Below are 25,698 nucleotides of genomic sequence, written 5' to 3'. Positions count from 1 at the left end.
TCACCGCAGCTTCATCGACGCCAGGGAGACCAGCGCCAGGAGGATGGAGATGATCCAGAAGCGGACGATGATCTTGGGCTCCGCCCACCCCTTCTTCTCGTAGTGGTGGTGGATCGGCGCCATCAAGAAGACGCGCTTGCCTGTGAGCTTGAACGAGAGGACCTGCGTGATGACGCTGACCGTCTCGATGAAGAAGATCCCCCCGAGGATGATCGACAGGAGCTCGTTCTTGGTGAAGACGGCGAGCATCCCGAGCCCGCCTCCGAGGGCGAGCGACCCGACGTCCCCCATGAAGACCTGGGCGGGGTACGTGTTGTACCAAAGGAAGCCGATCCCCGCGCCGATGACCGAGCCGCAGTACACCGACAGCTCGCCGGCCGACGCGATCGCCGGGATGTCGAGGTAGGTCGCGAGCGAGAAGCTCGCGATGGAGGCGCCGACGATGTACGCGAGGATGAGGTAGGTCCCCGCGTTGATGATCACCGGGCCGATCGCGAGGCCGTCGAGGCCGTCGGTGAGGTTCACCGCGTTCGACGTGGCGACCACGACGAAGACGGCGAACGGGATGTAGACGTAGAGCGGCAGCTCGATCGGGTACTTCGAGAACGCGACGAACGGGATCGCGAGCCGCGTCCTGATCTCCGCCCAGTCCGGCGGGAGCTTGGACGCGAGCAGGAACGTGTAGGCGACGGCCGCGCCGCCGATGAGCACCTGGCCGATGAGCTTGTAGCGCCCGGGCAGGCCGCCGCTGTTCCGCCGCTTGATCTTGAGGAAGTCGTCCAGGTAGCCGATGACGCCGTAGCCCGCGGTGACGGCCGTCGTCGCGAGGACGAAGGGGTTCCTGAGGTCGGCCCACAGCACGGTGGGGAGCAGCAGGGAGAGCAGGATGAGCGCGCCGCCCATCGTCGGCGTGCCCGCCTTGATCTTGTGCGTCTCCGGCCCCTCGGCGCGGACCACCTGCCCGATCTGCTTGCGCCGGAGCTCGCGGATGAACCACGGCGCGAGCACGAACGTCAGCACCATGGCGGTGATCGTCGCCATGATCGTGCGGAACGGGATGTAGCGGAGGACGTTGAGCCAGCTCAGCCAGCCGTAGTGGAACTTGAGCGGGTAGAAGAGCTCGTAGATCACCCCGCACCTCCGTGCGGCGGCTGGTCGCCGAGGGCCCGCGCGCGGCGCGCCGCGAGCGCGCGCCGCGCCTCGTCGCGATCGTCGAACGGCAGCGTGACGCCGCCGAGGATCTGGTACGGCTCGTGGCCCTTGCCGGCGATGAGGACCACGTCCCCCGGCTCGGCGTCGAGCACCGCGAGCTCGATCGCGCGCGCTCGATCGAGCTCGACGACGACGCGCGCGCGCCCCGCGGCGAGCCCCGGCAGGATGGCGTCGGCGATCGCGCGCGGGTCCTCGCTCCGCGGGTTGTCGTTGGTGACGACGGCGACGTCGGCGGCGCGGCCGACCGCCTCGCCCATCTGCGGCCGCTTCAGCGGATCGCGGTCGCCGCCGCACCCGAAGACGCAGAGGGTACGCCCGCCGCCGAGGGCGCGGACGCTCGCGAGCACGCGGGCCAGCGCGTCCGGCGTGTGCGCGTAGTCGACGAGCACGATCACATCGTCGGAGCCCGGGGTGTCGCAGCGCTCCAGGCGACCCGCGACCTGGATCGGAGACGAGAGCGCCGCGGCGGCGTCGCCGACGTCGAACCCGAGCAGGTAGGCGACGGCGAGGGCGGCGAGCAGGTTCGACGCGTTGTGCGCGCCGAGCAGGTGGGAGCGGATGGTGACCTCGCCGGCGGGCGTGCGGGCGCGGATGAACGTGCCGCTCGCGCTGTGCGCGAGCTCGACGGGCGCGATCTCCGCCGCGTCCGGGCGCGCGCCCACCTCCGCCGAGTAGCGCGCGAGCGTCGCCGCGGTCGGGCGCGAGAGCCCGCCCGGGGCGAGCATCTCGACGAGCTGCCGCCCGAAGGGATCGTCGACGTTGATGACCGCGGCGCCGGGGCCGAGATCCACGAACAGGCGCGCCTTCGCCGCCGCGTACGCCTCCATCGTGCCGTGGTAGTCGAGGTGATCCTGCGTGAGGTTCGTGAAGACGGCGATCCGGAACCGGACCGCGTCGACGCGCTTCGCCGCGAGCGCGATCGAGGACACCTCCATCACGAGGTGCGTCGCGCCGCGGGCGACCATCGCGGCGGCGACGCGGGCGAGCTCGTCCGCCTCGGGGCTCGTGTGCGAGGCGTGGACATCGAGATCGCCGAAGCGGTAGCCGAGCGTCCCGACGATCCCGGCCTGGCCACCGCACCGATCGATGCAGGCCTGGACGAGGTGGGCCGTCGTCGTCTTGCCGTTCGTGCCGGTGATGCCGACGACCTCGAGCGTGAAGGTCGGGTGTCCGTAGACCACGGCGGCGGCCTGCGCGAGCGCGAGCGGCACGTCGGGGACCTCGACGCGCGCGGCGCCGAGCGTGTCGGCCGCGCTCCCGCGGGCGACGATCACCGCCCGCGCGCCGCGCGCCACGGCCTCGGGGATGAAGCGCTCGCCGTGAGCGCGCGCGCCCGCGCGCGCGACGAAGATGTCCCCCTGCCCCACCTTGCGCGAGTCGAGGTGCACGCCCGTCACGACCATGTCCGCGGCGCCCGCCGGAGAGAGCGCGGCGCCCGGGATCTCGCGCAGCACGTCGCCGAGGCGGAGCGCGAGCTCGACCTCGCCCAGGCTGCCTTCCTTGTGATCGCGCTCCGTCATGTGGGGGGCTCGAAGATGAGCTTCAGGGGCGATCCCTTCGGCAGCACGGTCCCGGGCGGGGGCTCCTGGCGCGCGAGCCGGCCCGTGCCCTCGACGCTCGGATCGAGCCCGAGCGCAGCGGCGCTCTTCACGGCCTCGCGCTGCGGCAGCCCCGTCAGATCCGGCACGCGCAGCTCCCCCGCCTTGAGCGGCGCGGACGGCGTGACCACCCCCGTCGAGATCGGCGCCGCCGCGGCGCGCGCCTCGCTCAGCACCTGGTAGGTGCTCGCCGCGAGGTCCTCCCCCGACTGCTCGCTGATCTCCGACAGCTTCATCGGCACGCTCCCGCGCGGGGTAACGCCCAGGTAGCGCAGCGCCATCTCACCGACCCGACGGAAGACGGGCGCCGCGACCGAGCCGCCGGCGTACGTGCCGCCCATCGGCTCATCGAGCACCACCGCGATGGTGAGCCGAGGCCGCTCGGCCGGGACGAACCCGACGAACGACGCCACGTAGTGGGTGTCCGTGTACTTGCCCGTCGCGGGATCGATCTTCTGCGCGGTGGCCGTCTTCCCCGCGACGCGGAACCCAGGGATCGCGGCCTCGACGCCGGTCCCGTCCCCCTCCGTCACCGCGACGAGCATCTCCGACATCATCCGCGCGATCGGCGCCGGCACCGCGTCGCGGCGCACGCGCGGCGACGCCTCCGACAGCGTGACGCCGGTGCCGTCGGTGACCCGCTTGATCAGGATCGGCTCGAGCAGCCGCCCGTGGTTGGCGACCGACGCCATGGCCATCGCGAGCTGGAGCGTGGTCACGCTGATCCCCTGCCCGAACGCGGCCGCCGCCGTCTCGACCTGGACCCAGGGGCGGCCGCGCGGCCGCAGCACGCCCACGGACTCGCCCGGCAGCGGCACGCCCGTCAGGTCTCCGAAGCCGAACCGACGGAAGCCCTCGTAGAGCCGCTGCTCGCCGAGCCCGAGCGCGATCTTCGCCGTCCCGATGTTGGACGACTGGGCGAGGATCTGCGGCAACGTCAGCCACTTGTGCACGTGCGTGTCGTGGATCACGACGTTGTCGATCGCCATGTTCCCCTCCTCGCAGTAGATGGTCGCGCTGGGGGAGACGCTCTTCGCCGCGATCGCGCTCGCGATGGCGAACACCTTCATCGTGGAGCCGGGCTCGAAGCGATCGACGACGCAGCGGTTGCGCCGGGACCCCGGATCGCTCTGCGAGTAGTCGTTCGGGTTGAAGCCCGGCGCGCTCGCCATGGCGAGGATCTCGCCGCTCTCCGGATCGACGACCACGATCGACCCGCCGAGCGCCTCGTAGGTCTTCATCGCCGCCTCGAGCTCGCGCTCGGCGGTGAACTGGATACCCTTGTCGATCGTCAGGTGGACGTTGTGCCCGGCGAGCGCCTGCTCGTCCTCGATCCCCTCCGAGAAGATGAGCCGGCCCGAGCGATCGCGGAGCCCGCGCACCTCCGACGCGTTGCCGCGGAGCTCGTGCTCCAGGCTGAGCTCGATCCCCTCCTTGCCCTCGCCGTCGGTGGCGACGAAGCCGAGCAGCGGGCCGGCGAGCTCGCGGTTCGGGTAGAAGCGGCGCCCCTCGCCCTCGATCACGAGCCCGCGCACCGGGTAGCGCTGCGTCCTGTCGCCGAGCGCGCGGACGTTCTCGACCTCCTGCTCGGAGATGCGGCGCTTGAGCCACGCGAAGCGGCGCCTCCGGCTGAGCTTCTCCACGACCTCCTCGAGCGGCAGCGAGAGCGCCTGCGCGATGCGCTCGGCGTACTGCTGGATCCGCATCGGGACGTACTTCTCCTCGATGCCGCGGAGCATCTCGACCGCGTCCACGGAGACGCTGGGCACCTCGACGCTCTCCGCGAGCGGCGCGCCGTTCCTGTCGTAGATGGTGCCGCGCTTCGGCGTGATGTGGAGCCGCCGCTGGCGCTGCCGCTCGGCGAGGTCGTACCACGCGTCCCCGTCCTCGACCTCGATGCGGTAGGCGCCGGACACGACGCCGCCGAGGCCGAGCGCCATGAGGCCGCAGAGCAGCCCCATGCGGATGCGGATCCACCGCGCGCGCCGGGGATCGAGGTTCTTCACGGCTGCCCTCCGCTCGGCGGCGCGCTGCCGGACTCGTCGCCGTCGGGCTCGCGCTCGCCGGGCGGCGCCGAGTAGCCCCGCACCGGGATCACGCGCTCGGGCGGGGGCGGCGTCATGCCGAGCAGCGAGCGGGCGACCATCTCCACGCGCTGCGGCGTCTCGTAGCTGGCCGCCTCGAGCGAGAGCACCCGCTTGACCTCGCGCAGCCGCGCCTGCTCGGCGCGCGCTCGCCCGAGCTTGTAGCCCAGGTCCACCGTGCGCCCTCGCAGCGCGAGGTGCACGACGAACGCCGCCACCGTCGCGGCCACCGCGAGCGTCCACAAGATCAGGAACGGACGCTGCTGCGTCACGCGAGCGCCTCCGCCCCGCCCACGCGCCTCGCGGCGCGGAGCTTCGCGCTGCGGGCCCTCGGGTTGCCTTCGACCTCGTCGTCGCCCGCGGTCACCGGCTTCTTCGTCAGCGGCTCCCAGATCTCCGGCTCACGCAGCGCGCGCTTGACGATGCGGTCCTCCAGCGAGTGGAAAGAGATCACCGCGAGCACGCCGCCCGGCGCGATGATCCTGGGCGCCGCCTCGAGCAGCGCCTCGAGCTGGTCGAGCTCACCGTTCACCGCGATGCGCAGCGCCTGGAACGTGCGCGTCGCCGGATCGACGCCGCCGATGCGCGCCGGCCCGACGGCGCGCACCACGGCGCGCCGCAGATCGAGCGTCGTCGCGAGCTCGCCGCTGTCGGCCGCCTGCTTGATGCAGCGCGCGACCCTCCGGCTGCGGCGCTCCTCGCCGTAGCGGTAAATGAGGTCCGCGAGCTCCTCGTCGCTGAGCCGCTCGATGAGCTCGAGCGCCGTCTCGCCGCGGCTCGGGTCCATCCGCATGTCGAGCGGCCCCTCCGCGCGGAAGCTCATGCCGCGGGCCGGGTCGTCGAGCTGCATGGAGCTCACGCCGATGTCGGCCACGAGGCCGTCCACCTGCGGGACGCCGAGGACCGCGAGGTGCCGCTCGATCTCGGAGAACTCGCCGTGAACGTAGGTCACCCGCTCCCCCGCGCGGGCGAGCCGGGCGCGCGCGATGGCGAGGGCGCGCTCGTCGCGATCGATCCCGATGACCCGGGCGCCGGGCGTCTCGAGGATCGTCGCTGTGTGGCCGCCGGCGCCGAGGGTGGCGTCGACGTAGACGCCCTCGCTGACCGGCGAGAGCGCCGCGAGCACCTCGCGGCCGAGGACGGAGACGTGCTGCTCGCCGCGCGGGCGCGGCGGCGGAGGAGGCAGGTGCATGGGGACTACATTGACGACGTTCATAGGCGGAACTGCTCCGCGATTGCGTTCTTGAAGCTCTGAAGCTCGACCTCGCTCATCTGCTGAGCGGCCTTCCACCGTTCCTGCGACCAGAGCTCGATCGTCTGGCCCATGCCCGCCCACAGCACGTCCTTCGTGAGGTCCGCGTGCTCGCGGAGGGACGGCGGGATGAGGATCCGGCCCTGCTTGTCAAGGTCACACTCGACGGCCGCGGACAGGTAACGGCGCCGGAATGCGACAACGTTCGAATCAAATTGCGGAAGTGCTGCAATTTTCGCCTCCAGCTCTTCCCAGGCCTTCATCGGGTACGCGTGCAGGCAGGGGTCGAAGAGGGCCGGGGTGATGACCATCCGCAGGTCGTTCGCGGCCGCGAGCACATCGCGAAAGCGCGAAGGGAGGCTCGTGCGCCCCTTCGCGTCGATCGCGTGCTCGAAGTGACCGCGAAACATCGTGCTCATCGACCCCAGCTCCGGCTGGTCCGTCCCGCCGAGGGGTTGGCGACGCGTTGCTCCACCGGGCGCACGCCGCGTCGTGACATTCTCTGCCACTTCTTCCCACGAAGCTCCGCCACGCTACGGAGTGAGGTGGCGAGTGTCAACAGTTTGGGAGATTTCTGGACCTCATCCACCACCTATGTAGGACACGAACCCTCAAAGTCGCACCCCACAAAACAGCGTGATTTATCGACAAATGGTCCCCGAGCAGGTCCGTGGGAGGAAGTGGGGAGCCGCTGGGAGGTGGGCTGGAACGCGTCCGGCGGACGCTGGCAAGACGGAAAGCAGGCAAGGCGGATCGCCGCGGTTGAGCACGTCGATTCGCAGCCGGACGAGCGGGTGCGTATCCGGGTTATCGGACGGGCTCAGCGAACCCTTTGCCGGGGGGAAGCCCGGTGGGGAGGAGCGCGGTGGCCTGGTGAGGAGGAGCGCGGTGGCCCGACCGTGGTGGCCCGGCGGGAGGAGCGCGGTGGGGGAGAGTGGGGAGGATCGACGCGGCGGCGGTCAGCTGTGGGGGGTCACGTTGGTCTGGACCCACTCCACGATGCTCTTGAGGGTGGTCCCGGGGGTGAAGACGCCCTTCACGCCGGCGTGCTGGAGCCGCGCGATGTCCTCATCCGGGATGATGCCCCCACCGAACACCACGATGTCCTCGGCCCCGTGGTTGCGGAGCGCTTCGATAACCGCGGGGAAGAGGGTGTTGTGCGCTCCGGACATGATCGACAGGCCCACGGCGTCGACGTCCTCCTGCACGGCGGCGGAGGCGATCATGTCGGGGGTCTGGTGCAGGCCCGTGTAGACCACCTCGAACCCCGCATCGCGGAGTGCCCTGGCGACCACCTTGGCGCCGCGGTCGTGGCCGTCCAGGCCGGGCTTCGCCACGAGGATTCGGACTTTGCGCTCTGCCATGAGCGCGTCGATTACCGTCTGCCTGGGCAGACGTAAAGCCAAGCGCCCGCTCGAGCGGCCTTCGCTCCGCGGGTGTGTCCCTGCCGAGCAGCGGGCGCTACTGCGCGGCGAAGACGAACGGAATGGTCACGGGGGTGGAACCCGAGGAAGGAGGGAACCGCCAGGACTTGATCCGGGAGGCGATACAGCTCGACAGGCCGGGGTAATCCTTCTCCGACCCGCCGGCCGAGACGGACTGGACGGCGCCCGAGGCGGCGATGACCACCGAAGCGGAGACCCTCGCGGTGCTGGCCGCGTTGCTGGCGCGCGCGTCGAGGGCGGGCTGCCAGCAGTGGCGCCGGACGCTGGGGCGGTTCGACTCGACCACGCCGGAGATCTCCCCCTGGGAAAGCGGGCTCAAGCCGGCACCGGCCCCCTGGCTCCCCGGTCCTGACGAGGGGCCGGGGACCCCAGCGCCGAACCCGGACCGGTCGAACTGGGCAGAGGCAGAGGCCGGCGGCGCGGCTGGCTTGTCCGGAGGAGGGCGCTGGCTCGCGACGCCGCCCGCCTTGCCCGTCGAAGCGACCTCTGGACGGGCGGAGGCCGTCTCGGCTGGCGCAGGCGCGTCCGGCTCGACGCCCGGCGGTGGCGGCGGGGCCGCCGTGGGCAAATCCGCCGGCTGGCTCTGCGGTGGGGGGGCTGTCACGACCTGCACGGGCTGCGGCTTCGGGGAGAGGAGGACGAACGCGGAGACGCCACCGAACGCCGCTGCCATGGCGATGAAGGCGTAAGCGAGCGGGCTCATGCCCGAGCGCCGCCTTGGCGCGACCGTCTCCACCAGGCTGCCAGGCGTGGCCACCAGTGGTGCGGGCTCCGCCGCGGAGAGGGCCCCTGCCGGCGCGGCGGACGAGGCCCCGGCGGTCAACCTTCCGCCTGCCGGCGCCGTCGCAGAGCGCGCTACCCCAGCGGCCAGGCCGCCCGCGGGCGCCGCCGCAGAGGGCGCCCCACCGGCGGCCAGGCCGCCGGCCCCACGAGCGAGCTCGGTCGAGGCGGACGCGGGCAGCTCGGGTCCGGGCGCGAACGCGACGGGGGCCGTTCGATCGGCCGCGAAGGGATCGGCGAGCACCTCCACCGGCGCAGCGCCCGCGGCGTGGGTCCGCACGGCGCCTGGCCATGCGGCCGGCGCGCTCGCTGCTGGCACCACCCCCGGCGTGACGCGCGCAACGGACGCAACGGACGCAACGGACGTAGCTGACGCGACCGGCGCGGGCAGCGGGGTCGATGCACCGGGCGTCCCCGCCGCGGTGAAGGCGGCGATGGCCGGGGCCTGCTCGTTCAGGCCAGGAGGCTCCGGCTCACGTGTCGCCGGGCGCGCGGGCGCGGCCCCTGCGAGCGCAGGGATCCTCGACGAGGAGGGCGCCTTCGCCGACGGAGACGCCTGCGGCTGACCGACAGAGGAGCCCGTGGTGCTGATGCGGCGCGCGGGCGGAGACAGGCGGGTGGACTGAGCCTGCGTGACGATCTCGAGCAGCTCCGGGAAGTTCTTGAGGGGCAGCCACTCATCGAAGCCCTCGCGCCAGACGAGCGATTCGCCGTCCACCGCGCCGGCAAGCGCCTTGTCGCGAATGACCGAGAGGCGTACCGGACCGAGCGGGACGCCGCCGACCCCGACGTACCAGTCCTCGCTCGCCGTGGCGCGCACGGCCGGCGCCTTCCCGAGCGGGCGGTCGTTGGACATCGCGCGCGTGAACGCGCCGGCGGCCCCCGCCGGGGGCGCGGGCTCCGCCGCCCTGGCGGCAGGCGCAGGGGAACGCGCCGCCGCTGCGGGCGCCGGCGGCACGGCCCGGGCCGCAGGGGCCGCCTGCGGCGCGGTCGCCGGACGCGGGCTCGACGCCGGTCCGGGGACGGCGCGCGGCGCGACCGGAGGTCGAGGAGCGCCCGCCGGGCGCGGCAGGGCCTGGGATGTCGGCCGGGGCGGCACCGGCGCGGCGCCCTGGCCCAGCGAAGAAGCCGGTGGCGGCTTCAACGGGCTCGCTGCCCCCGCGTCCGCCGCCGGCGCCTCGTCGCTCGGAGGGGCGACGTGCGCATCGTCGCCCGCCTCGCGCGGCGGCTCGACAGGGAGAGCACGCGCGACGGAGCTCTCGGTGACGCTCGCGCTGACCTGAATGAGGTGCCCGCAACGCCGGCACTGCATCCGCACCATCTTGCCGGCGACCTTCTCGTCACCGATCTGGTACTTGGCCTTGCAGTTATCGCAGATGAATTTCATCCAGGGACGCGCCTGCCGGTGGAATGGCGCAGTCTACGACAGCTTGGCCCCAGACGACATGGGGTAGGCGGTCAGAGCAGCCCGAGCAAGTGCTCCTTGATCGATTGCCGCGTCGGGTCATCGGGGGCGACGCCCAGCGCGCGCTCCCAGGTCTCGATGGCTTTGTTGCGGAACCCGGCCTTCTGATAGAGCACGGCGAGGTTCTTCAGCGCGGGGAAGTGCTTGCCGTTGATGTGCAGCGCCGTCTCCAGCTCCTGGATGGCGTCGTAGAGCTGCCCCTGCTTGCCGTAGAGCAGGCCGAGGTGGAAGTGCAGGCGGTAGGCGAGCGGGTCGATCGCCGTGCCCTCGCGCAGGTGCCGCACGGCCTTGTCGAAATCGCCCGCGCGATACGCCGCGATCCCCGCGGCGAGGAGGCGCTCCGCCTCCGCCGAGATCCGGTCCTGATCGCCGCGGATCGAGCGCGCCTGGAGCGCGTTCTCGACGGCGGCGACGACATCGGCGACGCGGAAGGGCTTCTCGATGTAAGCCTCGACGCCGTAGCTCGACTTCAGGTCCTCCGCGAACCGCCACCCGCGGTAGACGGCCGAGATCATGATGATCGGGATGTGGCCGTAGCGCTGGGTGCCCTTCATGCGGCGGGCGATGTCGAAGCCGTGCACCTCCGGCAGCATGGCGTCGAGGATCATCACGTCGGGCGGATTCTCCTTGACCATGCGCAGCGCGAGGAGCCCGCGATCGGCCTCCTCCACGCGGTACCCGCGCTCCTCGAAGATGCGACGGAGCAGCTTCCGGATCTCCGGCTCGTCGTCGACGACCAGGATCGTCGTCTGATCGCCCTGCGGCGCCTTGCCTGCGCCCGGGAGCGACTCGACGACGGACAGATCGCGGTCTGCGGTGCCGAAATCCGTGTCCGTGAGCTCGTCGGCCGCCGCCGCCCTCCGCATGGCGTCGTCGACGACGAGCGGCGGCCCCGCCGAGGAGAGGCGGGCCGGCGACGTGGCAGCAGGCGGACTCGGCTCGTCGGTGAGATCGGCGAACGAGATCTCCGCGTCGTCACGCGGGCGCTCCGGCGCGGGCCGCGGCGGCGGGGCGGCGCTGGGAGCAGGCGCCGCAGGGGCCTGGGCCGCCGGGGCCTGGGCCGCCGTCGCCGGGGGCACGGCGGACGCAGGCCGGCGCGGCGCAGGCTGCGAAGGCTGTGCAGGGGCGGGCGGGGGCGCGGGCGGCGCCTCGGAGGCGGACGACGTGGAGGAGCCGAGCCCGGCCCGCTTCAGCACCTCGGGCGGGCACTTGGCGCCCACGTAGAACGGCTCGCCCTGCTCCTTCATGTCGTAGGCGGCCGCGATGGTCCGCACGAGGGGGCCCGCGAGCGCGATGTACGGGAAGACGCGCTTGCCGGTCACGAACTCGAGCTCGTCGATGACCTTCTTGTCGGCGGGCGCGGCCATCGCCACGAGGATGCGATCCTCGCGCACGAGCACGGGAAGGAGCTTGTGCTTGGCGGCGATCTCGCGGGGGAGGATGGAGAGGTCGCTCAGCTTGATGCAGACCTGGTTGAGATCGATGCCAGGAACGCCGCTCTGCTCGGAGAGGGCCTTCAGCGCAGCGACCTCGGAGACGGTGCCGCTCTCGATGAGGTTCGTGGCGAGGGGCACCCCCTTCGCGCGCGCCTCGAGGAGCGCCTGTTCGAGCTGGGGCTGGGTGACCGCCCTCTGCTGCAGGAGGATGCGTCCGAGCGGCTTCTTGTTGGCGTCTTGCGTCATTCCGCGGGCCGAGTTCGAAGGCTAATGGACGAGGAATGCGCGGGCAAGCACGCGACCCGCGCGCAAGGGCGGCCGTCCGACCGACACGACCGGCTCGGGCCCGTGCGCCGGCGGCTCGGGCATACGGCCGGGTCGAGCGCGGCCAGAACGCCGCCCGATGCGCGCGGATCCGAGCGCGCGTCCCGGCGCCAGTGGCGAGAGCTCACCATCCGCCCATGTTACTCCGGAACCCTCCCGGCAGCGCAGGCGATGCGCCCGCGGCGCGACGGCGCCCTCTGCGCCCGCTCCGTGAACGCATCGAAGCGGCCATGGCGACGATGTAGGGTCACTCCGTCGACTCGGTCGTGTCCGCTGTATCGTTCGCGCCGTTCGCCTTGCCGGCGTCGCTCGCGCCGATCCACGCGCGCGCGAACGCCGCGTACCTCCCCTCGGCGATCGCCGCGCGCGCCTCTCGCATCAGGCGGCCATAGAGGTGGAGGTTGTGCTCCGTCAGCAGGCGCAGCACCAGGATCTCGCCGGCCATGTAGAGGTGCCTCAGGTACGCGCGGCTGTATCCGCCGGCGCAGGTCGGGCAAGCGCAGGTCGGATCGAGCGGCGAACGATCCTCTTTGTAGCGGGCCTGCTTGATGACGATCTTGCCGTGCTGCGTGAGCGCCTGCCCGTTCCGCGCGTTCCGGGTGGGGAGCACGCAGTCGAACATGTCGACCCCGGCGCCGATGGCGTGCACGAGGTCGAGCGGCGTCCCCACGCCCATGAGGTACCGGGGGCGCGTCGGGTCGAGGTGCGGCGCGATCTGCGCGACCACCTCGTGCATCATCGCGATCGGCTCGCCCACGGAGAAGCCGCCCAGGGCGAGCCCGTCGAACGGCAACGCGCCGAGCTCATCGGCGTGCGCCATGCGCAGCGCGACCGAGGTGCCGCCCTGCACGATGCCGAAGAGCGCCTGGCTCGGGCGCTTCGCGGCGAGGCAGCGCTTCCCCCAGCGCGTCGTCAGGCGACACGCCTCCTCGACCTCTGGGCGCGGCGCGCCGCCCGGCGGGCACACGTCGAGCTGCATCGCGATGTCGGCCCCGAGCAGCCCCTGCACCTCCATCGCGACCTCGGGCGTGAGCGTCTTGCGGGCGCCGTCGAGGTGCGATCGGAACACGAAGCCGTCCTCGATGAGGGTGCGCCGCTCGGCGAGCGAGAAGGCCTGGAAGCCCCCGGAGTCCGTGAGCATCGCGTGCGGCCAGCGGGTGAACGCGTGCAGACCGCCGAGGTGCGCGACGAGCTCGGGGCCAGGGCGGAGCCACAGGTGGTACGTGTTGCCGAGGACGATCCTCGCGCCGGTCGCGGCCACCTCGGCGGGGGTCAACGTCTTCACGCTGCCCTGGGTGCCGACCGGCATGAACGTCGGGGTCAGCACGTCGCCGTGCGGCGTGGAGAGCACGCCCGTCCGGGCATGCCCGTCCCTCGCGAGCTCGGAGAAGGAGAAACCAGGCGTCCGGCTCATGGCGCGTCCACCCCGCGGATCAGCATGGCGTCACCATACGAATAGAAGCGGTAGCCGGCGTCGATCGCCGCGCGGTACGCGAGGAGCGTGCGCTCGCGACCGGCGAAGGCGAACACCAGCGCGAGCAGCGTCGAGCGCGGCAGGTGGAAGTTGGTCAGCAGGGCGTCGACGACGCGGAACCGATAGCCCGGCTGGATGAGGAGGCGCGTCTCCCCGGACTGCGCCCGCACGAGGCCTGCGCGGGCCGGATCGGCGGCCGACTCGAGCGCGCGCACCACGGTGGTGCCGATCGCGATCACCGGCGCGCCGCGATCGCGCGCCGCCGCGATCGCGCCCGCGGTCGCGTCCGGGATCGAGTAGACCTCCGCGTGCATCGGGTGCAGGTCGAGATCGTCGACCGTGACCGGCTGGAACGTACCGAGGCCGACGTGCAGCGTGACGCTCGCGATCTCGACCCCGTTCGCGCGCAGCCGCTCGACGAGGCCGGGCGAGAGGTGGAGGCCCGCCGTGGGCGCGGCGACCGCCCCTGGGACCCGGGCGAAGATGGTCTGGTACCGCTCGCGATCGGACGCGTCGTCGCCGCGCCCGAGGTAGGGCGGGAGCGGGACGTGCCCGTAGGCGTCGATCGCAGCGGCGACGGACAGCCCCGCGGGCGACGAGAGCTGCACCGTGAGCACGCCGTCCTCGGCGCGCTCCAGCACCTCCGCGACAAGCGCGCCGTCGCGCTCGAGATCGAGCACCGATCCCGGGCGTATCGGCTTGGAGGCGCGCCCCATCGCTCGCCAGCGCTCGGACCGCGGCGCGCTCTCCTGCGGCCCTCCGCCGAGGTCCTCCGCGCCGGCCGGGGCCCCGTCCAGCCGGTGCAGCAGGAAGAGCTCGATCTGCCCGCCTGTGCCGCGCTTCCTCCCGAACAGACGAGCGGGGACGACCTTCGTGTCGTTGACGATGACGAGCGCGCCGCGCTCGATGTACCGGTCGAGATCGCGGATCGCCGCGTGCTCGACCTCGCCCGCTCCGCGGCCGCGATCGATGAGGAGGAGCCTCGCTCCGTCGCGCTCCTCGGGGGGCCGCGAAGCGATCAGCGCTTCAGGGAGTTCGTAGTCGAGCAGCTCGCAGCGCACGCCGCGCTACTAGCACGACGCGGGCGTGAGCACGTTCGTCTTGGCGCGGAGGAAGCGACAGATCTCGCCCACCTGATAAGGCTTGGGGACGAAGGCCACCGCGCCGCAGTCGGCGCGCTCGACCTGGCGCGCGGAGAGGTGATAGGCGCTGGAGAGCACGACCCGCACCCTCGGGAACGCATGCCGGATGTGCCGCGCCAGCTCGAGGCCGTTCAGGTCCGGCATCATCAGGTCGATCATCGCCACGTCGACCGGAGACGAGCCGAGGGTGAACAGCGCATCCTGGAACGAGGCGGCGAACACGACCTCGAACCCCTCGACGCTTAGCCCTGCCGAAAGAGCGCGACGCTGGGAATTCTCACCGTCCACGATCAGCATGCGGGCCATTAAGCGTCCTCCTGCGGCGATCGCCGCCATTCAATACGCCTATCTGTCTAGCAATCATCGGGCCAAGTTCCCGAATCGACGCGTTGCGGTTGCCGACGCTAAAGTGAAACAGAAGAGCACAGTCTACATCAGGCGCCTCATTGCACTAAGGCAAATCCCGACCCTGCATCATTGCAAAGATGCAATCTCGCGTAGGCTAGCTCCCCCGATTTGCTGCTGAGTCAGGTGGTTTGCTCCGATCGAGAGGCCGCTTCCCTACGACCCGAACGGAGGAATGCAGGCTGAGCTCGACGGGCAGCATGTCGCGGTGCCGGGGGAGCACGACCCGTCGAGCGCGGTCCGCCAGAGGTCGCTGTGTGCCATGGGAACGGGCTGCTGAGCCCGTCTGGCAGGCGATGGAAGGCGCTCGGCTGATCGGCGCCGTTTCAGCCCGGGGGATACGTGATCGCCAGGCGGGTCATCTTGCGCCACAGCGTGGTCGCGCTGATCCCGAGCACCTCGGCGGCGCGTTCCCGGCTGCCGTCGCACTCCCGCAGCGCGGCCTCGATCGCCTGGCGCTCGGCGCAGTCGACGACGTCGGCGAGCAGCCTGCCGCCGGCTTCTGGCGCGCGCTTCGGCTGCACCGCGGCGGGCAGCACGTCGTCGACGCTGATGACGCCGCCGCCCGAGAGGGCCACCGCTTGCTCGACCATGTTCTCGAGCTCGCGGATGTTGCCGGGGAAGTCGTACTGCGTCAGCGCCTCGACGACGCCGTCGGCGGCGCGGGCGCGGCAGCTCATCTTGCGGTTGTACTTCTCCAGGAAGAACTCCCAGAGGATCGGGATGTCCTCGCGACGCGAGCGGAGCGGCGGGAGCACGAAGCGCGCGACGTTCAGCCGGTAGTAGAGGTCCTGGCGGAACCGCTTCTCCGATACCGCGGTCAGGAGCTCCTGGTTCGTCGCGGCGATGATGCGCACGTCGACGTTGATGGGTTTGTTCTCGCCTACCCTCCGGATCTCGTTCTCCTGGATCGCGCGGAGCAGCTTCGCCTGGAAGGTGAGCGGGGTCTCGGCGATCTCGTCGAAGAAGAACGTGCCCCCGTCGGCCTCCTCGAACAGCCCTTTCCTCGCCGAGATCGCGCCCGTGAACGAGCCTCGCGCGTGGCCGAACAGCTCGCTCTCGAGGAGCGTCTCGCTGATGGCGGCGCAGTTCACCGGCACGAACGGGCGGTCGGCGCGCTTGCTGTTGGCGTGGATGGCCTTGGCGACGAGCTCCTTGCCGGTGCCGCTCTCGCCGGTGATGAGCACCGTCGCGTCGGTCGGCGCGACCTTGACGATCCGGCCGAGCACCTCGCGGACCGCCTGCGAGCGGCCGACGATGTTCTCGAACCGGTAGCGCTCCTTGAACTCGCTGGCGAGCAGCTGCACCTCTCCGGTGAGCTTGCGGTTCTGGATCGCGCGCTCGGCCTTCACGAGCAGCTCCTGCTCCGAGAAGGGCTTCTGGATGTAGTCGAACGCGCCGAGCCGCATCGCCTCCACCGCGCTCTCGATGGTGCCGTACGCGGTCATCACGATGACCTCCGTGTTCGCGTTCGACTCCTTCACCGCGCGCAGGACGCCGATCCCGTCGAAGCCGCCCATCCGGAGGTCGGTGAGCACGACGTCGTACGCCCCCTTGGCGCCCAGATCGGCGCCCTGGCTGCCGTCCGCCGCTTCATCGACCTCGTACCCGGCGCCACGCAGCATCATCGCGAGCGTGGTCCGCATGTTCCGCTGGTCATCGACGACAAGAATCTTCGACATGGATTTCCCCCGCCGCGCTCATCCTCCTCCGGGGAACGAGGGCGGCGCGACGATCACGACCGACGTGCCGCGCTGGCGCGTAAGCGCGCGAGCACGGTCGTCCGCGGCGCCTTGGACATGCGTCCATAGCATCGTACGTCAAGCACGACCTCCGCCGCCAGAAGGGTGCACTAGGGATGCCCTCTGCGCGAGGGGCGTCCCCCACCCTCCCCTACTCGCGGATCTGCTGGGCGAGGTAGGCTGTCTCGCCGAGCTTCTCGATCAGCCCGATTTGTGTCTCGAGCCAGTCGATGTGCTCCTCCTCGGACTCGAGGATCCTGGCCAGGAGCTCCTCGCTGGTGCGATCGCCCCTGTCGCGGCAGAGCGCGATCGAGGAGTTGAGCCGCTTGACCGCGTTGTACTCGAGATCGAGGTCGCTCTTGAGCTGCTCCGGCACGCTCTGCCCGATGTGCAGGGTGTCCAGGCGCTGCAGGTTGGGCAGCCCGTCCAGGAAGAGGATGCGCTCGATGATCGCATCGGCGTGCTTCATCTCGTCGATCGACTCGGCGCGCCCGCGCGCAGCGAGCGTGACGAAGCCCCAGTGCGAGCACATCTTCGCGTGCAGAAAATACTGGTTGATCGCGACGAGCTCTGCTGCAAGCACCTCGTTCAACGCATCAACGACGTCTTTTGCACCCTTCATCGAACCCCTCTCGCGCTCATGCTCGCGCTCATGCCTGTCGTGCTGGCCCCGCCCCTGTTGGGCGGGGGGACGCTGACTGGAGCGCCAGCGCCCCGCACAAATGCGCAAGGTCCGTGGAGGTGCGCAAGAAGTTTCTAAGGAAACAGGCGGCGATGCCGTCGCTCCCGACGGAAACCAAGGCGTTCAGCCTGTCGCCGGCCAGTCCGGAGAATCAAGCTGCGCTGGAGACCGGCGCAATCACCAGGCGGCGCGGCGTCGAGGCGCCGTCGCGCTCGCCGACAAGCTCGGCGATCGTCGACCGACAGGAGCCACAGCGCGTACCGGCGCCCGTGCACTCCATCACCTGCGAAACAGAGCAGGCGCCCTCACTCATCGCTTCGCGAATCTCTCGATCACAGACGCCCATGCAGAGGCAGACGTACATGCAGAACCCCGGCTACGGAACGGGTGGGATTGATATTGAACATAGCTTTCAATATCGAAGCGTCAAGGGGAATGTCGCCTGGGCGGATTGTCGAGTCGGCGCGTGGTCCGAAATCGCCTTGGATCGAGCCAGAAGCGCTCGATCCAGCGCGCGCTCGGCCGATCGAGCGCGCGAGCGCGCCGAGCAGCGCTCGGCCGATCGAGCGCGCGAGCGCGCCGAGCAGCGCTCGGTGAGTCGAGCGCCGCAGGAGCACCGGGGAAGAGGGATCGGGCAGGGATGCAGCCGGTCAGACCGGCGGAAGATGACGCCGCGCGAGCGCGGGCTGGCGGGCGAGGAGGCGAGGCGCGAACGCTCGCCCACCGCGGAGCGATCGGCCGCGCGAAGGCGTCACATCGTGAGGCCGCCGTCGACGTCGATGCAGCGACCGTTGAAGTACTCGCACTCGATCACGAAGCGCACGGCCTGCCAGATGTCCTCGGGCACGCCGATGCGGCCCACAGGGATCATGGCGACCAGGGCGTCGCGCGCCTTCTGGTGCATGCCCTGCGTCATGGGCGTCTCGATCATGCCGGGCGCAACGGCGCCGACGCGGATGCCGAACGGCGCGAACTCGAGCGCCCAGGTCTTCGTGTTCGCCGCGAGCGCGCTCTTCGCGGCGGTGTAACTCGACTGGCCGCGGTTGCCGTGGCGCGCGATGGAGCTGATGTTGACGATGACGCCCTTCTGCTCGGTCTCGATCATCTTCGCGACGACCTCGCGGACCATGAGCGTGGCCCCCGTCAGGTTGACATCGATGACGGCCTGCCACTGCGCCGCGCTCAGCTTGACGACCGCGCCCGTCTGCCGGTCCTTCTTGACCAGCAGGCCGTCCCGCAGGATGCCCGCGTTGTTCACGAGGCCGTTCAGGCCGCCCATCGCCTCGTGCGCGAAGCGGACGAACGCCTCCACCTCCACCTCCACCGCCACGTTGACCGCCCGCGCGTGGATCTTGCCGGCGAGCCCCCTGCTCGCCTCGACGAGCGACGCGAGCCCCTCCTCGTTCATGTCGCCGGCGGCGACCTGGCCCCCGAGCTCCGCGAGCCGCAGCGCATAGTGGCGACCCAGCCCCTGGGCAGCACCTGTGACGACGAACTTCGTGTCCTCGAGTCGCATGATCGCACTCCTCCAGGGATCGCTCCCGATCACCGTGTCGAGCGCGCCGTCTACCACGACACAGCCGCGAGGCGGCGGACCACGTCGCAACGCGCAACCAACGCCCGCGACCCCCGCCCGGCGTGCAGGGCCCCGCGTGACGCGGGCAACCCGAGCAACCGCCGCTTGCGCCGGGTGGCATCGATGTTATTCAGCGCCCATGAGGTCGATCGCGCTCGCCGCCGTGTGCGCCGGCATCCTGACGCTCGCGCCTGCATGTGACCGCACTCCCCCGGTGCCCGAGACCTCCGATCCGACGGGCAAGGATCTGGTGATCGGCGCCGTGGTCGCAGCCGCCGAGCAGAGCGGAGGGCTCCGCATCTACAAGATCGTCGAGGTGGAAGAGCTGCCCGCGCCGTTCGGGTCAGATCTGCACATGATCGCCTACGATCCGAAGGCGCAGAGCTTCGAGGAGGCCGCGGAGCTCCGTCGCAGGGGGAAGCTGACCGTCGCGAAGGACCACATGACGGTCCGGCTCGTGTATTTCCTGCCGCGCGACCACCGGGTGATCAGCAACGAGCCGGTCAGCGACGAGGAGCGGGCCCCGTATCTCCGCTCGCTCCAGAGCCGGCAGCGCTGACCGGCATCCGCCGCGCGGGCGGCGAGCGCCCGCGCCTCAGCGCGCTGTGCGGAGCAGCTCGCCCAGGCGCTCGATGGCCTGGCTGTGCAACCGGCTCGCCCAGCTCTTGCTGATCCCGAGATCCTGCGCGATCTGATCGAAGCGCTCGTCGTCGAAGTAGTGGCGCTCCACGAGGGCGCGCTCGCGCTCCGGGAGCTCGCTCACGGCGTGACGCACGGCCTGCGCGAGCTCGGCGCGAGAGGCGCGCTCCTCCGGGTCGTCCGCGGCGTCGGGGACTGCAGCGACGTCCCCGTGGCTCGAGAGCAGGCCGAGCGCCATCGCGGCCGCGTGCCCTGCGAGCAGATCGCCGAGCCGCGCGGCGTAGGCCTCCTGCGTGGCAGGCGCTTCGGCGTCGTCCTCCGCCCCGCGCCCCTCGGCGAAGCGCGCCGACGCAGCGAGCGCGCTGGCCCGCGCGGCCGCGGAACGCCAGCGCGTCTCCCTCCGGACGCCGTCGAAGATGGCCCACCGGAGCTTCCTCTTGGCGTAGGCCTCGAAGGTGGATCGGCTCGGATCGTGGGTCCGCACGATCTCGAGCAGCGCCGGGTGCCCCAGCGCGACGAGGTCCTCCACCGGGATGCGGCGGCCCAGACGGCGCGCGATGCGCTTCGCGACCAGCTGAAGCAGGTCGAGCCCCTCGGCGAGCAGCCGGTCTTCCGGAGTGCGCACCGCTATCCCGCCTTGGCGCGCCCCGCTGCGCCGAGCACCCCGAACGCCCGCTCGCCGCTCTCGTCGACCTCGCGCGGATGTGCGCGCCGCAGGAGGCGGCTCGCCTCGTCGTCGTGCAGGAGCACCTCCGCGAGCTGCTCGCGCATCCACGCGATCTCGTGCGCGGGCAGGCGCCCCACGTAGGGCGCCACGGCGGCGTCGACCTGAGCGGCGATCCAGGGGTCATCGAGGAGCGAAGCGTCCATGGGTGACGGCCATTATATCTCCACAGAGCGCGCCGTCATCCACCGCTCGCCGCGTCGCCGAGGCGTCATTGGGCCGGCGGCGAGGCGTTGAGGCAGGCCTCGAACGCCCTGACGGTCCGCGCGTCGAACGCGCACTTGAGCGACCTCGGATCCACGCTCTTGCCGACGTTCTGCTCGCACGACCGCGCGTACTGCTCCCCCAGCGTGGCCGCGACGGCGTCGATCTTCTTCTCGGTCTCGCCCCGCTGCTCCGCCGTGAGCTTGGCGCTGAGCGCCGCGACCTGATCCGAGCGCGTGAGCACCGTGAGCCGCTTGCCGAGCTCCACGCAGTCGCCATGCATCAGCGCATAGTCGTCGGGCACCGAGTCGTCGCGACGCGGCGGCGCCGGCGCCGGCGCGTCGGGCGCCGGGTCTGCCTCCCGCGCCGCGGCGCCCTGGGCGGCATCGCTCGTGGGCTCGGCCGTCGGCGACGGCTCCTCCGGCCGCGCAGGCTCGGGCTGCTCGATCGGAGGCGGCGAGGCACCTCCGCACCCGAGCAGCGACGTCGACAGCAGACCCGTGACCATGATCAAGAAAAGAGCTCTCCCCATGCAGCGAGGGTTGATCGGCTCGCGCCGGGCGTCCATGCCGCGCCGGGCGCGCTCGGCGCTGCGCGGCGGATCGAGCGACCCCTCGGCCTGCCGCGCTTGCCGCGAGGGTGCACGGGCCGCCTTGGCAGGCTCCGTGCAGGGCGCACCGTGACGACAGGTCGGCCTCACCGACCATGTCGCCTGTCCGTGCGGAGGCGGGAGCATGCGGTCGCTCTGGATTGTTCTCGTCCTGGTGCTCGGCTCGGCGTTGCTGCTTCAGGTGATGGCGGCGTCCGACGGCCGGATCCCGTACGCGCGCTTCCGCTCGCTCGCGGAGAGCGGAGAGCTCGCCGAGATCGAGATCCGGGACGACGTGTACATCGGGCGCGCGGTGCCCGGCCTGAGCGCGCGCGCGCCGCAGACTTACCGCACCGGGCGCATCGAGCAGACCGAGAAGGATCTGCTCGCCGATCTCGACCGGCGAGGGATCCCGTACACGCGCGTCGCGGACGAGCTGGGGTTGCCGCCGTACCTCTGGCTGCTGCTGCCGCTCGCCGGTCTGGCCGCGATGGGCCACCTCGCGTCGCGCCGCGCGGCGACGGCAGGGACCATCTCGGGCGCCGCGACCGCCTTCGGCAAGCACAAGGCGCGGCTCTACGAGGAGCGGGGCGCGATCGCGACGTTCCGCGATGTCGCCGGCAACGCCGAGGCCAAGACGGAGCTCGGCGAGATCGTCGACTTCCTCAAAGCGCCCGAGCGCTACGAGAAGCTCGGCGGGCGGATGCCCAGAGGGGTGCTCCTCGTGGGGCCGCCCGGCACGGGCAAGACGTTGCTCGCTCGAGCGATCGCGGGAGAGGCGAGCGTCCCCTTCTTCAGCGCGAGCGGGTCGGAGTTCGTCGAGATGTTCGTCGGCGTCGGCGCCGCGCGCGTGCGCGACCTCTTCTCCCAGGCGCGCGAGAAGGGGCACTGCCTCGTGTTCATCGACGAGCTCGATGCGGTCGGCAAGGTGCGCGGCCTCGGCGGGTCCGTCGGCGGACACGACGAGCGGGAGCAGACGCTCAACCAGCTCCTGACCGAGATGGATGGGTTCGACGCGCACACGGCCATGGTCGTGATCGCCGCGACGAACCGCGCCGAGATCCTCGATCCGGCGCTGCTCAGGCCAGGGCGGTTCGACCGCCGGGTGCACATCGACCGGCCCGACCTCGCCGAACGGAAGGAGATCCTCGCGGTGCACGCGAAGAAGGTGGCGCTCGATCCCTGCGCGGATCTCGACGCCGTGGCCGCGCAGACCGCGGGGCTCGTCGGCGCCGACCTCGCGAACATCGTCAACGAGGCGGCGCTGCTCGCGGCGCGGCGCGGCGCGGCGGCGGTGGGACACGGCGACCTGGAGGCGGCGATCGAGCGCGGGCTCGCGGGGCTCGAGCGCCGTGGCAGGCGGCTCGGAGCGCGCGAGAAGCTCGTCGTCGCCTACCACGAGGTGGGGCACGCGCTGACGGCCTCGCTGCTGCCGACGCAGGATCCTGTGCGCAAGGTGTCCATCGTGCCGCGGGGGCCGGGCGCGCTCGGGTACACGATCCAGCAGCCGCGCGAGGATCGTTACCTGTGGAGCCGGCAGGAGATCCTCGATCGGCTGGTCGTGCTGCTGGGCGGGCGCGTCGCCGAGGAGGAGGCCGTCGGAGACCTGTCGACCGGCGCGCAGGACGATCTGCTCAACGCGACCGAGCTCGCGCGTCGCATGGTCCGCGAGCTCGGGATGGGCCAGGGGGTCGGCCTCTCGGCGCTCGAGCCGCGCCGGCCGCTGTCGTTCCTCGGCGAAGCGCAGGGCGCGATGCCGTCCGGCGCAGGGCCGCGCGAGTGCAGCGACGCGACCGCGCGCGCGATCGACGCGGAGGTCGCGCGCATCCTCGCGGACGCGGAGGCGCGGGCGCGCGCGTTGATCCAGGGGCACCGGCCGACGCTCGAGCGCGTCGCCGCCCGGCTCTACGAGGTCGAGACCCTGAGCGGCGATGAGCTCAGGGAGATGGTGGCGAGGAGGGAAACGTAAACGTAGAGGACGCGCTCAGTCCACGCTCCGCAGAGCGCGTGACAGATCGAAGCCCGCGGCGTCGTAGTGATAGACGACGCGGAGCACACGGCCGCGCAGGAGCTCTCTCGGCACCGCCCCCATCGCTCGGCTGTCGAGCGACGCGGCGCGGTTGTCGCCCATCACGAAGAGGTGGTCCGGCGGGACGACGACCGGACCGAACGCGTCGAAGTCGGTCTCGCCGGCCGCGTGCGTCACCTGGCCGAGGTGCTCCACCCGCGTGCCGTCCCCGCGCTGCTCGAGCGCTTGCGCCGCGCCGTCGACGTACAGCACGCCTCGCCGGAGCATCACCGTCTGACCGGGGAGCGCGATCACCCGCTTGACGAGGAGGGTGGAGCCGCCGCGCGGATCCGCGAAGAGCACCACGTCGCCGGCGCTCGGCCCGCTGCGCTCGAACAGGTAATGCTCCATGAGCGGGACGCGGAGCCCGTAGGCGACCTTGTCGACGAGGATGCGATCACCCGGGGCGATCGTCGGCCACATCGAGCCGGTGGGCACGTGGTACTGGTCCGCGAGCGTCGAGCGACCCAGCGTGAGGATCGCGAGCGCCGCGAGGATCTTGAGGAGGCTCCGCCCGAACGGCGCGACCCTCTGGTAGGCGCGCCGCGCGAACGCCCGCTCGGATCGAAGCATGAAAAGTCCGGCCTTGTCGGGCTGGAGGCACACCGCCGCGGCCTCCACCGCCGGCTGGGGAACGCTGGGCTCGCTCATCTCTGGCGGGGCTAGCATCCGCGCTCGAGACAAGCCAGCTTCGCTGCATGCACGGCTGCACTTCATCGACTGCACCACTCTCCCAAGCTCTGGGCCGCCTCACACTCTGCGGATCAATGTCGCGTCATCCGGTAACGACAGGGGCCGCCATGCACCTCGCCGGCTACCGCGCGCTGGGACTCGATTTTACCTATATCCCTTTTGCGGTGACCGATGTTGAAGGCGCGACGCGCGGGATGCGCGCGCTCGGGATCCGCGGCCTCGGCGTGTCGATGCCCTACAAGCAGGCGGTAATTCCATTGCTCGACGAGCTCGATCCCGTCGCCGAGCGGATCGGGGCGGTCAACACGATCGTGAACGATGACGGGCGCCTCAGGGGCCACAATACCGACTGGATCGGCGCGGTGCGGGCGCTCGAGGAGGTGACGCAGCTCAGGGGCGCGCGGGTGCTGCTCCTCGGCGCCGGCGGCGCGGCGCGCGCGGTCGCGTTCGGGCTCGCGGAGCGCGGCGCCCGCGTCACGGTGGCGAACCGCGATCTCGAGAAGGCGCGGCAGCTCGCGGCGGCGGTCGGCGGGGCGGCCGCGCCGCTCGACGCAGCGGCGCTCGCGCACGACCACGGCGTCCTCGTGAACGCCACGTCGCTCGGCATGGCCGAGGTCGATCCGCGAAGCCCTGTCCCGGAGGAGGCGTTGCGGGAAGGTCTCCTGGTGATGGACATCGTGTACAAGCCGATGATCACGGAGCTCGTGGCGGCGGCGCGGCGGCGCGGAGCGACCGCCGTTCACGGCGGGAGGATGCTCCTCCACCAGGCTGCAGAGCAGTTCCGGCTGTACACCGGGCGGGAGCCGCCGCTCGATACCATGGACGAAGCGCTGCGCGCTCAGCTCGGCTGACGCGTGGAGCCGCCTTTCGGCGCCACGGACGAAGCGCTGCGCGCTCAGCTCGGCTGACGCGCGCGACGTCCCGCGCCAGGCTCGCGCTGTCCGGCCGGCCAGGGCGCGCGATGACCGCCGCTCTGCGCCGTGCGCACAACCTCCGGAGCAATGGCCAAGGACGGGCGCCACGCGTAGGCTTCCGGCGATGGTCTCGTTCGAGATACGCGCAGCCGTGACCGGCGACGAGGAACAGCTCCTCTATGTCGCGCGCCACCTGAACTCGGTCAACCTGCCGAACAACCGTGACGCAATCCACGAGATCGTCGCCGAGAGCCACAAGAGCTTCAACGGGACGATCCAGGATCCCCGCCTCCGCCAATACGTCTTCGTCCTCGTCGACCTGACGAAGGGCGAGAAGGGCATGATCGTCGGGACGTCGATGATCATCGCTCAGCTCGGCCGGCGCGGCGTCCCCTACATCTTCTTCGACGTGCTCGACGAGGAGAAGTACTCGGCCACGATCGACAAGCACTTCCATCATACGGTGCTGCGCATCGGCTACTCGTACAACGGCCCCACGGAGATCGGCGGGCTGGTGCTCATGCCGGAGTACCGGCAGGGGCCCGAGCGGCTCGGCACGATGATCTCCTATGTTCGCTTCCTCTACATGGCCGCGCGATCCGCGCTGTTCCAGGAGGAGATCCTCGCGGAGCTGATGCCCCCGCTCGAGCCGGATGGGACAAGCCACCTCTGGGAAGCGCTCGGGCGCAAGTTCACCGACATGAGCTATGCCGACGCGGATCTCCTCTCCAAGAAGAACAAGGAGTTCATCAAGGGGCTCTTCCCTGAGGGGACCATCTACGCCTCGCTGCTCCGCGAGGACGCGCAGCGCGTGATCGGCAAGGTCGGATCGCAGACCCGGGGGGTGGAGAAGCTGCTCCGCCGCGTCGGCTTCCGTTACGCCCACAGGGTCGATCCGTTCGACGGAGGGCCGCACTTCACCGCCCGCATGGACGAAATCTCGCTCGTGAGCGATACGCGCCGGGCGAAGGCGGGCCGCCCGTTCACCCCGAGCCCGTCGGATCCGAAGGGCATTCTCGCGATCGAGCGCCCGGACGCCCCTTATTTTCGCGCGGTCTCCGCGAGCCTCCGCGATGAGGGAGAGCTCGGCATGGCGATCGCCGAGGACGCCTGGAAGCACCTCGATCTTCAGCCTCGCTCGCCGATCTGGGTCCTGCCCATGCCGTGACAGGGCGCCTGCGGCCACGTCCAGCACGCGCGAGATCAGCGGACCAGGCCGCCTGCGCGCCACGTCCAGCGCGCGCGAGGCG

General features: G+C 71.2%; 24 protein-coding genes. 4 read left to right on the top strand and 20 right to left on the bottom strand.

Annotation, left to right across the window (positions count from 1 at the left end; genetic code table 11):
* The 16 genes from mraY to WMF19_RS09490 all read right to left on the bottom strand — a co-directional run bounded on the left by mraY (window position 1) and on the right by WMF19_RS09490 (window position 18,557).
* The gene (mraY, locus tag WMF19_RS09565) at window positions 1–1,131 is read right to left on the bottom strand and encodes a phospho-N-acetylmuramoyl-pentapeptide-transferase (RefSeq protein ID WP_012234296.1); all 1,131 of its coding nucleotides are present in this window, start codon (window positions 1,129–1,131) and stop codon (window positions 1–3) included.
* Complete coding sequence (locus tag WMF19_RS09560) at window positions 1,128–2,732, bottom strand: UDP-N-acetylmuramoyl-L-alanyl-D-glutamate--2,6-diaminopimelate ligase (protein WP_437898800.1); 1,605 nt, start codon at window positions 2,730–2,732, stop codon at window positions 1,128–1,130. The genes mraY and WMF19_RS09560 overlap by 4 nt, the downstream gene beginning before the upstream one ends.
* Window positions 2,729–4,816: a penicillin-binding protein gene (locus WMF19_RS09555; protein WP_437898798.1), complete on the bottom strand. Its 2,088-nt coding sequence runs from the start codon at window positions 4,814–4,816 to the stop codon at window positions 2,729–2,731. The genes WMF19_RS09560 and WMF19_RS09555 overlap by 4 nt, the downstream gene beginning before the upstream one ends.
* Window positions 4,813–5,166: a hypothetical protein gene (locus WMF19_RS09550; RefSeq protein ID WP_437328440.1), complete on the bottom strand. Its 354-nt coding sequence runs from the start codon at window positions 5,164–5,166 to the stop codon at window positions 4,813–4,815. Before WMF19_RS09550 ends, WMF19_RS09555 begins: the two co-directional genes overlap by 4 nt.
* Window positions 5,163–6,086, bottom strand: coding sequence for a 16S rRNA (cytosine(1402)-N(4))-methyltransferase RsmH (gene rsmH / locus WMF19_RS09545; RefSeq protein ID WP_437901608.1), 924 nt, complete (start codon window positions 6,084–6,086; stop codon window positions 5,163–5,165). The genes WMF19_RS09550 and rsmH overlap by 4 nt, the downstream gene beginning before the upstream one ends.
* A 20-nt stretch (window positions 6,087–6,106) precedes the next feature.
* On the bottom strand, window positions 6,107–6,565 hold the full coding sequence (mraZ, locus tag WMF19_RS09540; RefSeq protein WP_012234291.1) for a division/cell wall cluster transcriptional repressor MraZ: 459 nt from the start codon (window positions 6,563–6,565) through the stop codon (window positions 6,107–6,109).
* 540 nt (window positions 6,566–7,105) lie between these two features.
* A complete protein-coding gene (locus tag WMF19_RS09535) occupies window positions 7,106–7,510 on the bottom strand; it encodes a cobalamin B12-binding domain-containing protein (RefSeq protein WP_437328438.1) in 405 nt (134 codons plus the stop codon).
* A gap of 97 nt (window positions 7,511–7,607) precedes the next feature.
* Window positions 7,608–9,758, bottom strand: coding sequence for a GYF domain-containing protein (locus WMF19_RS09530; RefSeq protein WP_437898796.1), 2,151 nt, complete (start codon window positions 9,756–9,758; stop codon window positions 7,608–7,610).
* A 71-nt stretch (window positions 9,759–9,829) separates the two neighbouring features.
* A complete protein-coding gene (locus WMF19_RS09525; protein ID WP_437898795.1) occupies window positions 9,830–11,518 on the bottom strand; it encodes a response regulator in 1,689 nt (562 codons plus the stop codon).
* Window positions 11,519–11,843: 325 nt separating this feature from the next.
* Complete coding sequence (gene tgt / locus WMF19_RS09520) at window positions 11,844–13,010, bottom strand: tRNA guanosine(34) transglycosylase Tgt (protein ID WP_437898794.1); 1,167 nt, start codon at window positions 13,008–13,010, stop codon at window positions 11,844–11,846.
* Window positions 13,007–14,131 (bottom strand): tRNA preQ1(34) S-adenosylmethionine ribosyltransferase-isomerase QueA, encoded by a 1,125-nt coding sequence (queA, locus tag WMF19_RS09515; protein WP_437328434.1) that lies wholly within the window; start codon window positions 14,129–14,131, stop codon window positions 13,007–13,009. The genes tgt and queA overlap by 4 nt, the downstream gene beginning before the upstream one ends.
* A gap of 9 nt (window positions 14,132–14,140) precedes the next feature.
* Window positions 14,141–14,548: a response regulator gene (locus WMF19_RS09510; RefSeq protein WP_437328433.1), complete on the bottom strand. Its 408-nt coding sequence runs from the start codon at window positions 14,546–14,548 to the stop codon at window positions 14,141–14,143.
* 395 nt (window positions 14,549–14,943) lie between these two features.
* A complete protein-coding gene (locus WMF19_RS09505) occupies window positions 14,944–16,299 on the bottom strand; it encodes a sigma-54-dependent transcriptional regulator (RefSeq protein ID WP_272101339.1) in 1,356 nt (451 codons plus the stop codon).
* 211 nt (window positions 16,300–16,510) lie between these two features.
* Complete coding sequence (gene bfr / locus WMF19_RS09500) at window positions 16,511–16,981, bottom strand: bacterioferritin (RefSeq protein WP_272101338.1); 471 nt, start codon at window positions 16,979–16,981, stop codon at window positions 16,511–16,513.
* Window positions 16,982–17,192: 211 nt separating this feature from the next.
* Complete coding sequence (locus WMF19_RS09495) at window positions 17,193–17,405, bottom strand: (2Fe-2S)-binding protein (RefSeq protein ID WP_437898792.1); 213 nt, start codon at window positions 17,403–17,405, stop codon at window positions 17,193–17,195.
* 387 nt (window positions 17,406–17,792) lie between these two features.
* Window positions 17,793–18,557 (bottom strand): SDR family oxidoreductase, encoded by a 765-nt coding sequence (locus tag WMF19_RS09490; RefSeq protein WP_437898791.1) that lies wholly within the window; start codon window positions 18,555–18,557, stop codon window positions 17,793–17,795.
* 199 nt (window positions 18,558–18,756) lie between these two features.
* On the opposite strand from WMF19_RS09490, the gene WMF19_RS09485 reads away from it, so the two are divergent.
* Window positions 18,757–19,176, top strand: coding sequence for a hypothetical protein (locus WMF19_RS09485; RefSeq protein WP_437898790.1), 420 nt, complete (start codon window positions 18,757–18,759; stop codon window positions 19,174–19,176).
* 36 nt (window positions 19,177–19,212) lie between these two features.
* Here WMF19_RS09485 and WMF19_RS09480 read toward each other — a convergent pair whose 3' ends face one another.
* The 3 genes from WMF19_RS09480 to WMF19_RS09470 all read right to left on the bottom strand — a co-directional run bounded on the left by WMF19_RS09480 (window position 19,213) and on the right by WMF19_RS09470 (window position 20,716).
* Entirely contained in the window at window positions 19,213–19,881 is a 669-nt protein-coding gene (locus WMF19_RS09480) for a sigma-70 family RNA polymerase sigma factor (RefSeq protein WP_437328427.1), read from the bottom strand.
* A 2-nt stretch (window positions 19,882–19,883) separates the two neighbouring features.
* Window positions 19,884–20,126 (bottom strand): hypothetical protein, encoded by a 243-nt coding sequence (locus WMF19_RS09475; RefSeq protein WP_437328426.1) that lies wholly within the window; start codon window positions 20,124–20,126, stop codon window positions 19,884–19,886.
* Window positions 20,127–20,191: 65 nt separating this feature from the next.
* Entirely contained in the window at window positions 20,192–20,716 is a 525-nt protein-coding gene (locus tag WMF19_RS09470) for a hypothetical protein (RefSeq protein WP_437898789.1), read from the bottom strand.
* A 202-nt stretch (window positions 20,717–20,918) separates the two neighbouring features.
* Here WMF19_RS09470 and ftsH point away from each other — a divergent pair, with 202 nt between their 5' ends.
* A complete protein-coding gene (gene ftsH / locus WMF19_RS09465) occupies window positions 20,919–22,742 on the top strand; it encodes an ATP-dependent zinc metalloprotease FtsH (RefSeq protein WP_437898788.1) in 1,824 nt (607 codons plus the stop codon).
* A 15-nt stretch (window positions 22,743–22,757) separates the two neighbouring features.
* Here the strand turns inward: ftsH and lepB are convergent, their stop codons facing one another.
* The gene (lepB, locus tag WMF19_RS09460; RefSeq protein WP_437898787.1) at window positions 22,758–23,492 is read right to left on the bottom strand and encodes a signal peptidase I; all 735 of its coding nucleotides are present in this window, start codon (window positions 23,490–23,492) and stop codon (window positions 22,758–22,760) included.
* 149 nt (window positions 23,493–23,641) lie between these two features.
* Between lepB and WMF19_RS09455 the strand changes: the two genes are divergently transcribed.
* A complete protein-coding gene (locus WMF19_RS09455; RefSeq protein ID WP_437898786.1) occupies window positions 23,642–24,385 on the top strand; it encodes a shikimate dehydrogenase in 744 nt (247 codons plus the stop codon).
* A 187-nt stretch (window positions 24,386–24,572) separates the two neighbouring features.
* Window positions 24,573–25,616 (top strand): arginine N-succinyltransferase, encoded by a 1,044-nt coding sequence (locus WMF19_RS09450; protein WP_437328421.1) that lies wholly within the window; start codon window positions 24,573–24,575, stop codon window positions 25,614–25,616.
* The last annotated feature ends 82 nt before the right edge of the window (window positions 25,617–25,698 follow it).

Origin of the sequence: Sorangium sp. So ce124, assembly GCF_051525235.1 — a bacterium.
Taxonomy (GTDB): domain Bacteria; phylum Myxococcota_A; class Polyangia; order Polyangiales; family Polyangiaceae; genus Sorangium; species Sorangium atrum.
Note: the sequence above shows the minus strand (reverse complement) of the source record. Positions and strands in the feature narration are given on the sequence as shown.